Genomic DNA, 14,661 nt, shown 5'->3' with positions numbered 1-14,661 from the left:
TGGTTAGAAATTCAGGTAAACGCCACACAGGTAGTTAGGCTTGGTATATCCGCCAAGCAAATACTTGGCATTGCTGCTTTTGGCCATTGTAAACACATTCTCCATGCCCAGCATGATACGTGCATTCTTCAGATATAGTTTATGACACCATTTTGAAGGAATGCGGTAGGTCAATGAAAGGTTTCTTAAACGCCAGTTTGTTGCATCAATTACGTTTATAGAGGAGTTGGCATACATACTTTGGTAGTTATAGTTGTAGAGTGGGCTTTCCGTAGATATATAGCGTGGTATATCAGTATGAGCTTCGTCACCAGGTTCACGCCAGCGATTTTCTATGTCTTTGCTGACTACTCCCATATCCGACGAAATAAATGCTGTGTTTGTGTTACGCATTTTATGTCCGCCTTCAAACAGAAACTGAGCAGCCAGTTCCCAGTTCTTCCAGCGTAGATTTGTACTGACAGAACCATTATATATTGGTACGGTAGTTCCCAGGTAAACGAGGTCCTCAATTTCCGAAGGAGTCATATCTGTATATAATTTTCCTTCTGCGTCATATACTTGCGGAGTTCCGGTCTCACTCAATCCTGCCCATTGATAGCCATAAATGGCATTGTATGGATTTCCTACACGTGGATATGCGGTAGGGTAATCAATTACCAGATATGCTACCGGAGCTTTCACATTTACATACGTTACTTTATTTTTGTTATAACCTAATACACCGCTTACATTCCAGTTCCAGTCGTTGTGGCGAATAACATCTCCCGACAGCGTCAATTCAAAACCTTTATTTGTCATTTTTCCGTTATTGATGGAATATGTGCTATATCCCCATCCTTCAGTCGGTACGCCATTGGTATTGGCAAGAAGGTCAGTTCCTTTTTTATTGTAATATTCAATAGAACCGTTGAGGCGATTACCTAACAATGCAAAATCTATTCCTACATTGAGAGTTGTAGTCTTTTCCCAACGTAAATTGGGATTCGGACGACTTGAAATAGTACCCTGAATACCTCCTACCTGGTTATTATTGTTATAATATGCTATCATGTAAGGAGCTGAGTTCTTTGCAATGTTACCGCCGATACCATAACTTGCACGAAGTTTTAGCATGTTGATCCATGCAACATTGAAGAAAGCTTCACGATCAATATTCCAGCCAGCTCCTACCGACCAAATAGGTCTTTTCTGATATTTGGAACCAGTTGAGAACAGATTCGTTTTGTCCCAACGAATACTTCCACTTACCATGTACTTTCCGTCATAAGTATAGGCTGCATTGCTATAGACCGATACATAACGGTTTACAAGTTCACGAATGTAAGCAAATTTTTGTTGGCTAAAGGACGCATATCCCCATTGCCCATTGAAGTTGCTTAGTTGTCCGGCATTAATCATGCTGTAAGTCAGCAGTTGTGGATCATAATTGTAGAGTGTACGGTCGTTATATTCCATTTTGTTTTCTCGGGTTTCCGTACCCAGAATCATGGTTATATCATGTTTCCCGGCAATTGTTTTGTTAAAATCCAACTGTTGACGGAAATTATAAGCATGTGTCGTATTTGCTGATGTAAAAAATACATTGCCATAAGGTAAGGCAAATGTGGAAGTACCGTCATTATTTGATGTAGAAAATGTATTTACCATGTTTCTCACCTCAAAAGAGTCTTTTCCTTTCAATTGCTCAGTTTTATATTCTGCATATTCATACTGGAAGGACGCTGTGTATTTTAGCCAGTCGGTAAACTTGAAAGTGAGTCTGGCGAATGTACGGTTGCTGAAATCACGGCTTTTCGTCAGATTCATTCCGATTTCATCCAGCGGTGTTATGTCCAGATTATATAAGCCGTTGTTGTGCAACAGATTCAGATTGTACAGACTGTAACGGTCTTCTTCTGTATTTGTATAATACGTACCGTCACTGTTCATCAGTCCGTCATAAGGCATATAAGTATAGCCCGGCGAAAAGAGATTAAATGATTGTGTGGTTCCTTTTCCATAATTCAGGTAAGTTCCTACATCCAGAGTAAGCCACGAAGTCATTTGTGTTGAGTTCTGCAAATTAATACCGATAGTGTTATTTTCTGAGAACTTATCCTCCAGCTGGTTTTGGCGATATGATACGGATGCGTTGAAAGTGTTTTTCTCTGTTCCTTTTCCGATGTTCAGGTTATATTGTTGAGAAAACGGATTACGTTTGCCGTATTTTTCTATATCCTTGTAATAACGGTAACCTTGTGAAGCCAGTCCTTTCAGATTGCTTTCAAGTTGGTCTTGAGTGATATTCCCGGCATAATAGTTTAGTATATTACGTATTCCCTGAGTTGAATATGACATGTTATCCAAAACTGTGTTAGCGTAGCTTCTTACATCACCTTCATGTAGTTGGGGGTTCTGTGCAGCCCATTCACGTTCCAGCTCAATCATCGTGGCCGATCCTGCCAGATATTTATCAGCATACGTGTCATAAGGATTAACTGTCAGTGTAGCGGAAAATGACACATTAAGTTCGTCTTTTTTTGCTCTTTTTGTTGTGATTACAACGACTCCATTTGCAGCGCGAGCTCCGTAAATAGAAGTAGCGGCAGCGTCTTTTAGTACAGTGATGCTCTCAATGTCTTCCATATTAAGATCTGGTACACTTTCTATCCAGTTACCATAACCATCGTTGGTCGTTTTCTCTACGGGGAAGCCGTCGATTACGTACAATGGGGTAGTAAGTCCGTTCATTGAGGTAACTCCTCGGATTTTTCCATCACTGTATCCTGCAACACGGCCTTCGAGTATTGCTCCCATATTGCTAAGGCGTTGTGTCTCCAACTTTTTGGAGTCAACTTTTGAAAATGCTCCTGTTGCACGTTCTTTAGAAATGGTTTGATAACCTGTTACGACTACCTCATCAAGAAGTTCTGATGAAGGCTGTAAAACGATAAAATAATCATTATCGGCATTCAGTTTCACCCGATGTGTTTTATATCCCAGATAGGAAGCTTCAATCTCTTTTGTATCAGATGGAAATGTCAGTGTAAAGTGTCCCTGAACATCCGTAATGACAGCTGCAACAGATCCTTTGGCGTCATCATTTACCTGTTTTACGTGGGCTGCAGGCAGCGGCTCGTTGTTTTCATCCACTACAATGCCATGAATTGTGCGGTTGCCCTGCGCATGAGTTTCGCAGACAAACATAATAAACGTACATAGCCAAAGCAGGAAGAGGATTCTGAAACGAGTTTCATGTAATGCTACTTTCTCCATACTTATATCTTTTTTTTAAGGTTATAGATTTAAACTTGAATTTTGCTCATGTGCAAAAATGTAAAAAAAAGATATAATATTGATACTAAATACGCGTTCAAATTCGACAATTGTTACTTTAGGAGAAGATTTTTTGTTAAAACGTTTTTTATCCTTCTTTTTTATGCATGGTAATAACCTTATTGCGATATTGTTTTGGTGGAATCCCTACAATATCCTGAAAAATTTTATAGAATGTGCTCATGGAATTAAATCCCACTTCAGAAGCTACGGCCTTTAATGGTATATCATTTTTAGGATCGCTAAGCAAACGGATAGCCTCCTGAATTCGATAACTGTTGACGTATTGCGTAAAATTCTGTTGTGTTTGCTCATTGATTATTTGCGACAGATAAGTGCGGTTTGTTTCAAGTAAGTCGGCAACACGCTCTTTTGTCAATAAGTTTTCTTTATATACCTTTTGTTCCTGCATTAGTTTTTCCAGTCGTTGAAACAGGAAAGTTTTCTTTTCATTACTCAATGAAGAGGCAGCATACTTTTCATTGGTAGAAGAAGTTATACTTGCTGCAGTATTTATATGTTCCTGCTGTAAGGAATTAATTATGGCTTTGAGATGTTCTTCCTTGCGGATTGATTCCTGATGTTGTCGTACGATACTGGTATATAAAATGTTTTGTCTCCTATACAAAAGCCATAACGTAAAGGTGACAATCAGAATCACTAAGAGGACGCAAAGAAGGGCTTGTTCCTTTTTTTCTTTCTGTAGCAAAACAAGTTTCCCTTCCCGTATTTCATTTGCCTGACGTTCTGTATCGTACTTTATGCGAAGTTCACTCAGCATTTTTTCTTTATCAATATTGAAAATACTGTCTGTTTCCTGCTGTAACTTTCGTTGCCAGGCAAGTGCTTCGGCATACTGTCCCATGTTTTCATAACAGACGGACAATGTATTGATTACTTGGTTTCTATATATCGCACAATTCTCTTCTTTAGTGAGTGATAAGGCTTTTAGTAGTAAATCTATAGCATGCTTATTGTATCCATCTTCTTTTAATGCTATCGCATATTCATTCAGTAAAATAACTTTGTAGGATGTCTGGTTCATAGTATTCAGCGATAATCCTTTCCTGTAATATTCAATCGCCTGTTTTTTATTCCCTTTAGCAAATTCTATCATGCCGTATATTGCGTACACATTCCCTTGATTGTAATACTCGTTCTGGTTCATGATAAATTCGGCTTCCTTTATATACGGTAAAGCTTTATCATATTCCTTACGCAGATAATACATATATGAAGTGTTTAATGAACCGATAAATATAAGATAGGCTGAATTTTGTTTATGCCCCATTTCGTAAGTTTGCAGTGCATAAGTCAGGCCCTCAGGATTGTTTTGTAAAAAATAAATACTGGAGATATTTCCCAGCAGAATAGCTTCAAGTTCACTGTTTTCACTTTTGTGGGCCGCTTCTATTCCTTTAAAGAAATAATGCAGGGCAGAATAATAGTCTTTGTTAATGTTACTGGCATATAACCCCATTCCGTTATAAACGGAACATAAAGCCGAATAGTTATTGGTGCTTTTTCCCAGTAAAGATGCTTGCCCGAGATGATTTATTGCGCTCGAATCACCTAACATGACGTGTGCTTGCCCTAATGCGATATGTGCATACAGCAAGCTATATTCATAATCTTGTTTTTCATATCCTATACGAAATAATTCTTCTCCGTATTCTATTACTTTATGATAATCTGCTTTGTGTAAATATAAAAAACAAAGTTCTTTTAATACTCGTACATCTTTTGGATTGCGTTTTAATATCTGTTCCTGCTGCTGTATGGCTGGAAGAATGTTTTCTTGTGCCTGACATGTCAACAGGATACAAATAGTGGAAAATATAATTATTTTAAGTCTTAATTTTATGCTTATCTGTATAGGGCTTGATTTCGGCATGATATTCTTAAAAATTTATTTATTGCATTGGAAGTGCAATAGATGTATTGTAAAATGGTCGTGAATTAGTCATAAATGAACTGAATTACTACTATTTCAATTCTTTAAAAGCTTCCGCAAAGAACATATTAAACCACTTAATGCTGTGATTTGTTACTTCATGTTTTGCTGATTTTTTCTATTTCAGCGTATTCACACATGATTATCAATGATTTATGCTGCAAAGATAGTATAAATTATGGTTTTAGACTAATTTGCGTATTTATTTGCATTCCATTTACGTTAAGGCAAATGACAAAAAAACTCCTGCAACCATTTAGATTACAGGAGTTTATATATTCGATTAAGTATAGATTACTTATTCAAAGCAGTAGCAACGTCAACTGCACATGCAACTGTACATCCTACCATAGGGTTGTTACCGATACCCAGGAATCCCATCATTTCTACGTGAGCAGGAACTGATGAAGATCCAGCGAACTGAGCATCTGAGTGCATACGACCCATAGTATCTGTCATACCGTAAGAAGCAGCGACCGAGCATCCCTGTAACCAGCTTAATTGACTATAAATCAAATCTATAGTGGCAATAGATAAACTCCGTGTAAATAAATAAAAGAACTAATTATAAAAATAGGCTGCATTATGGTCAAATTCCATTTGCAATTCCGTTTGTAAGAGAAATCCATGTTTGGATTAAGACCGTATTCTGATTTGAGTGTCGATAAAGTATAAATCACCGTCAATGCCATAAAGTACATTGTTAGGAACTACATCAAACACTTCATATTCTGAATTATGATATCCGTCGTAATAGTCCATTTCAAAGCCTAATGCTTTCATGTAGGTAGCTATTTCATCTTCTGTAGCTTCTCGCTCAGCTAAAATGTAAGGTTGTATAAGAACTGCACAGAACTCTTTTTTACCATTATAGGCGAAACCTATCATCTGATAAGGTACGTTACCAAATAACTTGTTGTGTGCATTTATGCGGATGAAGAAATTCTCCAAATCATCACCTGCGTATTCAAAATTATTCAGTTTAATAACGATATTATCTTTATTTCCTGTATAGACCTCGTTTTCTCCACCTTTGCTAAGAAATTCAACATTTAAGTTAGAAAGAGAAATCCATAAATTGTTGGAATTGGCAAAGTCTATCAACTCTTTTGTTTGCCCTCTCTTATAGCTCTCTGTTGGTTCAAGCGTTCCTGTTGTCTCCTTTTTTCTTCTAACGATATAGGATGCTTGCTCCAGAATGCTATTGATTGGCGAGTTCGTTCTATCCATTCTTTGTGAAATTCATTTATATATTCCATAAATCTTATGTTTATGAGTTCAAAACAAAGATAGTTATTCTTTTTTTAACTTTCATGTTTCTGTACAACATTTTATTTCTTTGGGCTTATAATCTGGATATTTTCTTAAGATGTAGTATCTACATAAAAGAAAAACAGCATAAGAGTTTTAGGCTCAAATGCTGTTCTATCTTCTGGTTTTATAGTATTATTAATTGTTTGATATTCTGGTTAAAGTGTATATGTCATTGCTAAGACTTCCATCATCTTCCATTTCTTGCAATGTTAATGTAGTTTCAGTTAATCCTATTATTTTACTTTTGTACCATTCATCTTCATCGCTATATTTTTCCATTAAAATATCATTCTCCACTTTATATTCTCCGTATTCAGAGTAATCATCATCATCTGTACTGAATAATTCAAATTTACCATTTTCATTGTAAGTAACATGAGTTGCGATGAATGGAACTTCACTTGAATATTTCCAAGTTCCTACGATAGATGCTTTGTCTTCATCTTTACTACAAGATGAGAAGGTTACAATTAAGACCATAAATAAGGTCATTTTCTTTGGATCTTTTTAAATTGTTTCTTCTTACTTGATAAGACAAGATAACCAAAGAAAAGGCTATTGGAATATCCCTAAACAATGAATTACGGCAAACAAAAAAACTCCTGCAACCATTTAGATTACAGGAGTTTATATATTTGATTAAGTATAGATTACTTATTCAAAGCAGTAGCAACGTCAACTGCACATGCAACTGTACATCCTACCATAGGGTTGTTACCGATACCCAAGAATCCCATCATTTCTACGTGAGCAGGAACTGATGAAGATCCAGCGAACTGAGCATCTGAGTGCATACGGCCCATAGTGTCAGTCATACCGTAAGAAGCAGGACCAGCAGCCATGTTATCTGGGTGAAGTGTACGACCTGTACCACCACCTGAAGCTACTGAGAAGTATGGCTTACCAGCAAGAACACGTTCTTTCTTGTAAGTACCTGCAACTGGGTGCTGGAAACGAGTAGGGTTAGTAGAGTTACCAGTGATTGATACATCTACGCCTTCTTTCCACATGATAGCTACACCTTCGCGAACATCGTCAGCTCCGTAGCATTTTACTTTTGCACGAGGACCGTTTGAGTAAGCGATTTCACGAACTACTTTCAATTCGCCAGTGTAGTAGTCGAACTGAGTCTGAACGTATGTAAATCCGTTGATACGAGAGATGATCTGAGCAGCGTCTTTTCCAAGACCGTTCAAGATACAACGGAGAGGTTCTTTACGTACTTTGTCTGCTTTTGCTGCGATTTTGATAGCACCTTCAGCAGCGGCGAATGATTCGTGACCTGCCAAGAATGCGAAACATTTAGTTTCTTCGCGAAGCAACATAGCAGCCAAGTTACCGTGGCCAAGACCTACTTTACGGTCGTCAGCTACTGAACCTGGGATACAGAATGACTGCAAACCGATACCGATAGCTTCAGCAGCTTCAGCGGCGTTTTTGCAACCTTTCTTCAAAGCGATAGCACAACCTACAACGTATGCCCATTTAGCATTTTCGAAGCAGATAGGCTGAGTTTCTTCACAAGTTTTATAAGGATCAAGACCATACTGTTCGCAGATAGCGTTAGCTTCTTCGATGTCTTTGATACCGTTAGCGTTCAAAGCAGCAAGAATCTGTTTGATACGACGGTCCTGGCTTTCAAATTTTACTTCTCTTATCATATGTTCTTTCCTCCTTATATTATTCGTGACGTGGATCAATGTGTTTAACTGCACCCTGTTCTGCTGTGAAGCGTCCGTAAGTACCTGTTACTTTCTTCAATGCTTCGTTAGCGTCTGTACCTTTCTTGATTTCATCCATGAACTTGCCAAGGTGAACGAATTCGTATCCGCAGATTTCATCGTTTTCATCCAAAGCGATAGTCTTGATATATCCTTCAGCCATTTCAAGGTAACGAGGACCTTTAGCTAATGTTCCGTACAATGTACCTACCTGGCTACGGAGACCTTTACCCAAGTCTTCAAGACCTGCACCGATCATCAAACCGCCTTCAGAGAAAGCTGACTGAGTACGTCCGTAAACAATCTGCAAGAACAATTCGCGCATTGCAGTGTTGATAGCGTCACAAACCAAGTCAGTGTTCAATGCTTCAAGAACTGTCTTACCTGGAAGGATTTCTGAAGCCATAGCTGCAGAGTGAGTCATACCAGAGCAACCGATTGTTTCAACCAATGCTTCCTGGATGATACCTTCTTTCACGTTAAGAGTCAGTTTACAAGCACCCTGCTGAGGAGCACACCAACCGATACCGTGAGTCAAACCTGAAATGTCTTTGATTTCTTTTGATTTAACCCATTTTCCTTCTTCAGGAATTGGAGCCGGACCATGATTAGGTCCTTTTTTTACAACACACATGTGTTCAACTTCGTGTGAATAAGTCATATTCTTTACGTTTTTATTGATAATAAAAAAATAAGTTATTTCGTAAAAGTTTGGATAGGCACACTTGCCTTTTCCGAACGCAAATTTACTTCTTTTATTCTTTTTTGCAACCCTAGGATGCAAACTTTTTCTTGCATTTTATAATTATTTTCATGTGCTTCTGTCATTTTGCAAACTCCACTTGTCAAAATGTTTTTTTATATTTCTATATAGTATGTTTACCTTATTATATATATAAAGAAACGGGGCTGCCGTTTCTTGCAGGGCAGTCCCGTTGATAGTTCCTATTTTTGTAGTGTAAATACAAATTCGAGTCCCCCGTTTGGAGCATTCTTTGCAAATATCGTTCCTCCGTGGAAGAGTACGGCGTTTTTGACTATCGCAAGTCCCAAACCTGTACCTCCAAGTTTTCTTGAACGTCCTTTATCGACTCTGTAGAAACGTTCGAACAAGCGTGTAAGATGTTCTTCTTCTACACCGACTCCGGAATCAGAGAAACTGAAATAATAGAACGTATCGTCTTGGCGGAAACAGTTGATGGTTATCTGTATGTTTGTTCCGGCATATGCTATTGCGTTGTCCATCAGGTTTCTGAATATGGAGTATAGCAATGAGTGATTACCATTTATCATCAATGCCTGTGGCATCAGATTTATAACCTTTATATGCTTTTCTTCCAGTCCCAGATTAACCTCATTGATTATGTTTTCTACTACCAAGCTCAGGTTCACGGCTTCTCTTTCCATCATTTCCGGTGCTTCGTCCATTCTTGTCAGTACGGATATGTCGCGCAGCAGTGTGGTAAGTCGGTTGCTTTGTGCATAGCTTCTTTCCAGGAATGTCTTGACTGTTTCTTTCGGAATGTTCGGATTGCTTAGAATCGTTTCCAGATATCCCTGTATGCTGCTTACCGGTGTTTTCAGTTCGTGTGCGATGTTCTGGGTGAGCTGTCTCTTCAGGCGTGCTTGCTCTTCTTCCTGTGTTATGTCGTTTATTGATATTTCGAACGACAGATCCTGGAAAATTATACATTCTATGGTGAATGTTCGCGCATTTTTGTTGAGGTGTAGTGCTGTTCTTTTCTCTTCCTTACTGTAGTTACCTTCGTTTTTGTTGAGGAACTCTATTATCGGTTTGAGTTCCGGTATTGTAAAAATCTCGTCGGTAGAACTCAGGTTACGGTCCGAAATATTATTGATATATTGTGTGAACAGGCTGTTCACCAGGATTTCCTTTCTTTCTTTAGTAAATACACCAAGCCCTTCGTGCGATGTCTGCAAGTGCGAAATAAGCTTTTCTCTTTCTATGTAGAGTGCTTCTTTGGCTCTGTGCAGTCTTTTGTAGATGGTAATTATGTGCTGCGAAATTTCTCCCAGCTCATTTTTGGGGAATGTACGCAGTATATCCATGTCTATAGGTTCGTTCTTGTCGGCTTTCAATGCGAATTGCTGCAGGTTTGTAATTGATTTTCCCAGTTTGCAAGTGAACCTGTAGAATATTATCATCAGAACTATGCAGATGAGTATTGTAAACCACACATATCCCATGTCGGCCTCCAGATGTTCGGTGAGGCTTAGATTGTATGGCAGTGCCGAGCGTAAGATTATACGATGTTTAGGAAAGTATTTTGCAGAGTAGAAGAATTCTTCTCCGTCAATACTTTCAGAGAACCTGTTTATGGCATATCCGCTGCCGTACATGAGTGCGTCCTGTACTTCCTTTCTGGAAGAATGGTTCTGGAATTCTTCCAGGTTCTTGTCTGTAGAGTCGAATATGACTTTACCTTCGGGAGTGATTATAGTGACACGCAGATTCGGAATCATGTGTGTCATGATATAGTTTTTCAGCGAGTCTAGTGAACCGGCATCAGCCATATAGCTGTACAGCTGTTCGTTGTAGTTCTGTAATTGGGTGTTCAGAAGTTCTGTCTTGTATGATTTTTCGCGTTGATATTGGAACAGCATGAAGCAAGCTGCAAATGCTACGAACAGAGTTATGACAGACAAGAACAACTTACGGCTGAAAGTGAGGAGACGTATGTTAAACTTTGTCATTTCTTCGTTTTCAATTAATTATTCACATTCGAAACAATATCCATATCCCAGACGTGTTACAATGTATTTTCCGTATTCTCCTATTTTCTTTCTTAGTCGTGTGATGTTTACGTCGATAGTGCGGTCCAGTACATATACCTCGTCATGCCATACTTTTGCCAGTATGTCCTCGCGCGAAAATACTCTTCCCTGATTTTGCAGTAGGAGCAGGAGTATTTCAAATTCTTTTTTTGTCAGTGATATTTCTTCCCCTCGTATGACTACTTTCTTTTTACCGGAGTCAACTACCAGATCCTTGAATACCAGCTGGTCGTTACTCTTGTTCTGTACGCTTGCTGTACGTCGGATTACTGCTTTTACCCTGGCCAGTACTTCTCGCAGTGAGAAAGGTTTGGATATGTAGTCGTCCGCTCCCAGGTTAAATCCTGTGAGTGTGTCGTTTTCTGTGTCCTTTGCAGTGATGAAAATGATAGGGATATTTGCCGTATCCTTGTTCTTTTTCATCATACTTGCCATTCTGAAACCTGAAATTTCGCCCATCATCACATCCAGCAGCAGGACATTATATTGGGTCAGGTCCAGTTTCAAAGCTTCCTCTGCCGAATTGGCCGTATCCACCAGATAGCCTTCGGTTTCTAAGTTGAATTTCAAGATTTCACACAAATCTTCTTCATCATCTACGACTAAAATTCTGTAATCGTTCATAATGCCTTTATTTATTGTTTCACAAATGTATTCAATATTATTTTCTGGTGCAAAGATGATGCGATTTTATTACTGATGTGTGAAATAAATATTACAATTGTGTTACAACACCGGTTTTGTGAATTCTCCGGCTATTGAGCGGCTCATCTCGTTTCTTACTTCACGCGGTGTCAGTCCGTGTCCGAGCAGGAACATGAGTTTTGTCAAAACACTCTCTACAGTAGCGTCATAGCCGCTTATTACTCCGGCATCAAGCAGATGAAGTCCGGTTTCGTAGCGTCCCATTTCCACCATTCCTGTCTGACATTGCGTTATATTAACTATTACAATTCCGTTACGTGTCGCTTCTGCCAGTAGTTTTATGAACCATTCTTTCTGCGGTGCGTTTCCAGAACCGTATGTTTTCAGTACAACAGCTTTCAAGCCCGGAGTGTTGAGTACTGTGCGTACCAGTTTCTCCTGAATTCCAGGGAATATGGTCAATACCAGAACGTTGGTGTCGAACACATAGTGAGGGTGCATCGGCACTCCCGGCTGTACCTTCTTTATCTTGTCATACTCATATTTTATGTGTATTCCGGCAGTGGCAAGTGCTGGATAGTTGTATGAACGGAAGGCATTGAAATTTTCTGCGTTGATTTTTGTTGTGCGGTTACCCCTCAGCAGATGGTTCTCGAAAAAGATACATACTTCGGGTACCACGGCTGTTCCGTCCGGATGTTTTGCGGCGGCAATTTCTATTGATGTTATGAGATTTTCCTTACCGTCGGTGCGCAGAACTCCGATAGGCAACTGGCTACCGGTAAGAATGACAGGCTTGCTCAGGTTTTCAAGCATGAAACTGAGTGCCGACGCTGTATATGCCATGGTGTCAGTTCCGTGAAGTATCACGAAGCCGTCGAAATTGTCATAATTGTAGTCGATTATTTTCACCATTTTAGCCCATAATGCAGGCTCCATATCCGATGAGTCGATAGGCGGGTTAAACTGATATGATGATATTCGGTAGTTAAATCTTTTCAGTTCAGGAACGTTTTCCTGCAGTTGGTCAAAATTGAATGCTTCCAGTGCCCCTGTCTCAGGGTTTTCTATCATACCTATGGTACCTCCTGTGTATATAAGCAGTACTGACGGGTAATCCGGTTTAATCATAATGCGGTTTTTGTATCTTAATTAATGGTGCAAAGGTAGGAATTTTATGCCTTATTTAAAAATGTTAATCAATTTAATTTGTGTATGGATTGTGTCTATTGTCAATCGGAAGTCGTATGGAGTGATTGTATTCATGCTTGTTTTCTTACTATTTGTAAAGTAAATACTTGTGCCTTGATTTATAATGACAGGTAAATCGGGTATATGTTTTACGCTTGATGATGTGATAAAAAAACTGAAATATGTATTTGGCGCGTAAGTATTGTAATATTTAAGCGATAATACTGATATTGGATTTGAAAATATTTTAGTATAATAGTTTTGAATTTCAGAATAATTGATAACTTTACAAAAACGAATTTTATGGATAATATGAGTAATATTACTAAGGAACAATATGAATTTGCGTTAGAACGTATCGAGGAACTTCTTCCTCTGGTAGGTGATGATACTCCGGCCAATGATAATAAGGCTATAGAACTCACGATGATGTCTGATATAGTGATTGCTTACGAGAAAGAACATTTCCCTATTGATAAACCTACGGTATCGGAGTTGATAGAACTTTCGCTGGAAGAGAAAGGCATGACGCAAAAGCAGCTTGCGGCGGAGTTAGGAGTAAGTCCTTCAAGAGTCAGCGATTACGTGTCCGGTCGTTCGGAGCCAACTTTGAGAATTGCCAGATTATTGTGCCAGATTCTTAATATCAAGCCATCTGCGATGTTAGGATTATAGTTCTATATTATGCCTAAATAAACTTAACCGGCGTTTAAACAGTATTTAAATACCGTTTAAACGCCGGTTAAGCATTGTTTGATTTGTTACGGTCTTGCCACATTGACAGACATGACGCTTGCTTGCGAAGCATCATTCTGCCCCTTCACATACGCACGGAAAGACTTCACCTTTACTTTGTCTCCATTGGCTATCGGATAGATGTTGCCGTTCTTTAGGAAGTAGCCCGCGGTGGGTGTATCCACACTCATCGTACCTACCATGAAGCTGTCTGTCGCAGGGGTGGTTACCAGTTCCACGCCTGCGGCACTTTCGGCGCTGAAGGTGATGCTGCCTGTACCGGATGTTCGATAGAACAGCGGCTTGCCGGCTTCAAAATCGGTTTCTATGAGGGTAATCACGTCACTGTTCAGCGTATTGAGCATGGAAGTCGTAACAGTCGGTTTCGCTTCTTCCTTTTTTCCGAACAGTCCTAAGAAACCTGTCCGTTTTCTTTTTGGGGGCTCTTCCTGCGAACTCTTGCGGGCTATTACTGGAACCCGTCGGGCTATTTTGTCTTTTATTTCTTCCTGTTCGTTGAGTACCAGCATGATTTTATTCAGCAGATTTTCCTTTTCAGCCAGCAGCCGGCAGACGCTGTCTATACGTTCGCTGCGATAGCTGGACTTGAACAGGCTGAGCAGACTGTCCACCTCCAGACGCTTCTTATGGTATATATTCATATCTTCCTCATTCCAGTCCAGCACGGTCTCACCAATAAGGGATAAATCCACCATTTTAACATATACCTCGTGTATGTCCTTGCGTAAACATCTTATCTTTTGGCTTGTAATCTCTAATTCCTGTCGTCTGTGCTGTTCGTTGAGCCAAATATAGACGATGCCGAAAATGACGAATAGTATCAGCACATATCCTGCCGCTATCTTGGTGCGCAGGTGTCTGGTTGCTATTGTTTTCTGTTTCATGCGGGTTACCTCATTTTTTATATTATTCTTTTCTCCTTATTAAAATGCAGCCCACTGACCTTACGGTAGCGGGCTGCGGTGT

Annotated in this window: 11 protein-coding genes and 1 pseudogene; 1 reads left to right on the top strand and 11 read right to left on the bottom strand. The window is 39.3% G+C overall.

All coding sequences use genetic code 11. The features are described from left to right. Positions 1-3: 3 nt before the first annotated feature. The 10 genes and pseudogenes from H6A61_RS06475 to H6A61_RS06430 all read right to left on the bottom strand — a co-directional run bounded on the left by H6A61_RS06475 (position 4) and on the right by H6A61_RS06430 (position 12,879). The gene (locus H6A61_RS06475) at positions 4-3,189 is read right to left on the bottom strand and encodes a SusC/RagA family TonB-linked outer membrane protein (protein WP_346342330.1); all 3,186 of its coding nucleotides are present in this window, start codon (positions 3,187-3,189) and stop codon (positions 4-6) included. A 217-nt stretch (positions 3,190-3,406) separates the two neighbouring features. Continuing rightward, positions 3,407-5,134 (bottom strand): AraC family transcriptional regulator, encoded by a 1,728-nt coding sequence (locus H6A61_RS06470; protein WP_204392196.1) that lies wholly within the window; start codon positions 5,132-5,134, stop codon positions 3,407-3,409. Positions 5,135-5,566: 432 nt separating this feature from the next. Beyond that, a pseudogene (locus tag H6A61_RS06465) lies at positions 5,567-5,743 on the bottom strand (GGGtGRT protein); the annotation flags it as partial. 165 nt (positions 5,744-5,908) lie between these two features. Beyond that, entirely contained in the window at positions 5,909-6,502 is a 594-nt protein-coding gene (locus H6A61_RS06460; RefSeq protein ID WP_204392194.1) for a hypothetical protein, read from the bottom strand. Positions 6,503-6,721: 219 nt separating this feature from the next. Continuing rightward, a complete protein-coding gene (locus tag H6A61_RS06455) occupies positions 6,722-7,066 on the bottom strand; it encodes a hypothetical protein (RefSeq protein ID WP_204392192.1) in 345 nt (114 codons plus the stop codon). A 170-nt stretch (positions 7,067-7,236) separates the two neighbouring features. Next, on the bottom strand, positions 7,237-8,247 hold the full coding sequence (locus tag H6A61_RS06450) for a GGGtGRT protein (protein ID WP_154044055.1): 1,011 nt from the start codon (positions 8,245-8,247) through the stop codon (positions 7,237-7,239). 19 nt (positions 8,248-8,266) lie between these two features. After that, on the bottom strand, positions 8,267-8,968 hold the full coding sequence (locus H6A61_RS06445) for an iron-sulfur cluster assembly scaffold protein (RefSeq protein ID WP_154044054.1): 702 nt from the start codon (positions 8,966-8,968) through the stop codon (positions 8,267-8,269). Between the two features lie 284 nt (positions 8,969-9,252). Further along, positions 9,253-11,022 carry a sensor histidine kinase gene (locus H6A61_RS06440; protein WP_204392190.1) on the bottom strand — a complete coding sequence of 590 codons (1,770 nt, stop codon included), beginning with the start codon at positions 11,020-11,022 and terminating at the stop codon, positions 9,253-9,255. A gap of 18 nt (positions 11,023-11,040) precedes the next feature. Then, positions 11,041-11,727, bottom strand: a complete 687-nt coding sequence (locus H6A61_RS06435) for a response regulator transcription factor (RefSeq protein ID WP_154044052.1) — start codon at positions 11,725-11,727, stop codon at positions 11,041-11,043. A 102-nt stretch (positions 11,728-11,829) separates the two neighbouring features. Further along, positions 11,830-12,879 carry an asparaginase gene (locus H6A61_RS06430; RefSeq protein ID WP_154044051.1) on the bottom strand — a complete coding sequence of 350 codons (1,050 nt, stop codon included), beginning with the start codon at positions 12,877-12,879 and terminating at the stop codon, positions 11,830-11,832. Between the two features lie 372 nt (positions 12,880-13,251). Here H6A61_RS06430 and H6A61_RS06425 point away from each other — a divergent pair, with 372 nt between their 5' ends. After that, positions 13,252-13,614, top strand: coding sequence for a helix-turn-helix domain-containing protein (locus H6A61_RS06425; RefSeq protein ID WP_204392238.1), 363 nt, complete (start codon positions 13,252-13,254; stop codon positions 13,612-13,614). 86 nt (positions 13,615-13,700) lie between these two features. Here H6A61_RS06425 and H6A61_RS06420 read toward each other — a convergent pair whose 3' ends face one another. Then, positions 13,701-14,579, bottom strand: a complete 879-nt coding sequence (locus H6A61_RS06420) for a hypothetical protein (RefSeq protein WP_204392189.1) — start codon at positions 14,577-14,579, stop codon at positions 13,701-13,703. Positions 14,580-14,661 lie beyond the last annotated feature (82 nt).

The sequence above is a fragment of the Bacteroides caecigallinarum genome (genome assembly GCF_016901995.1).
GTDB classification, from domain to species: Bacteria; Bacteroidota; Bacteroidia; order Bacteroidales; family Bacteroidaceae; genus Phocaeicola; species Phocaeicola cellulolyticus.
This window is presented reverse-complemented; position numbering and strand designations above follow the sequence as displayed.

What these genes read in the sequence shown, in the direction of transcription:
- H6A61_RS06475 (WP_346342330.1), bottom strand. Translation starts at nt 3,189, where the DNA reads ATGTTTGTCTGCGAAACTCATGCGCAGGGCAACCGCACAATTCATGGC.
- H6A61_RS06460 (WP_204392194.1), bottom strand. Translation starts at nt 6,502, where the DNA reads ATGGATAGAACGAACTCGCCAATCAATAGCATTCTGGAGCAAGCATCC.
- H6A61_RS06455 (WP_204392192.1), bottom strand. Translation starts at nt 7,066, where the DNA reads ATGGTCTTAATTGTAACCTTCTCATCTTGTAGTAAAGATGAAGACAAA.
- H6A61_RS06450 (WP_154044055.1), bottom strand. Translation starts at nt 8,247, where the DNA reads ATGATAAGAGAAGTAAAATTTGAAAGCCAGGACCGTCGTATCAAACAG.
- H6A61_RS06445 (WP_154044054.1), bottom strand. Translation starts at nt 8,968, where the DNA reads ATGACTTATTCACACGAAGTTGAACACATGTGTGTTGTAAAAAAAGGA.
- H6A61_RS06440 (WP_204392190.1), bottom strand. Translation starts at nt 11,022, where the DNA reads ATGACAAAGTTTAACATACGTCTCCTCACTTTCAGCCGTAAGTTGTTC.
- H6A61_RS06435 (WP_154044052.1), bottom strand. Translation starts at nt 11,727, where the DNA reads ATGAACGATTACAGAATTTTAGTCGTAGATGATGAAGAAGATTTGTGT.
- H6A61_RS06430 (WP_154044051.1), bottom strand. Translation starts at nt 12,879, where the DNA reads ATGATTAAACCGGATTACCCGTCAGTACTGCTTATATACACAGGAGGT.
- H6A61_RS06425 (WP_204392238.1), top strand. Translation starts at nt 13,252, where the DNA reads ATGAGTAATATTACTAAGGAACAATATGAATTTGCGTTAGAACGTATC.
- H6A61_RS06420 (WP_204392189.1), bottom strand. Translation starts at nt 14,579, where the DNA reads ATGAAACAGAAAACAATAGCAACCAGACACCTGCGCACCAAGATAGCG.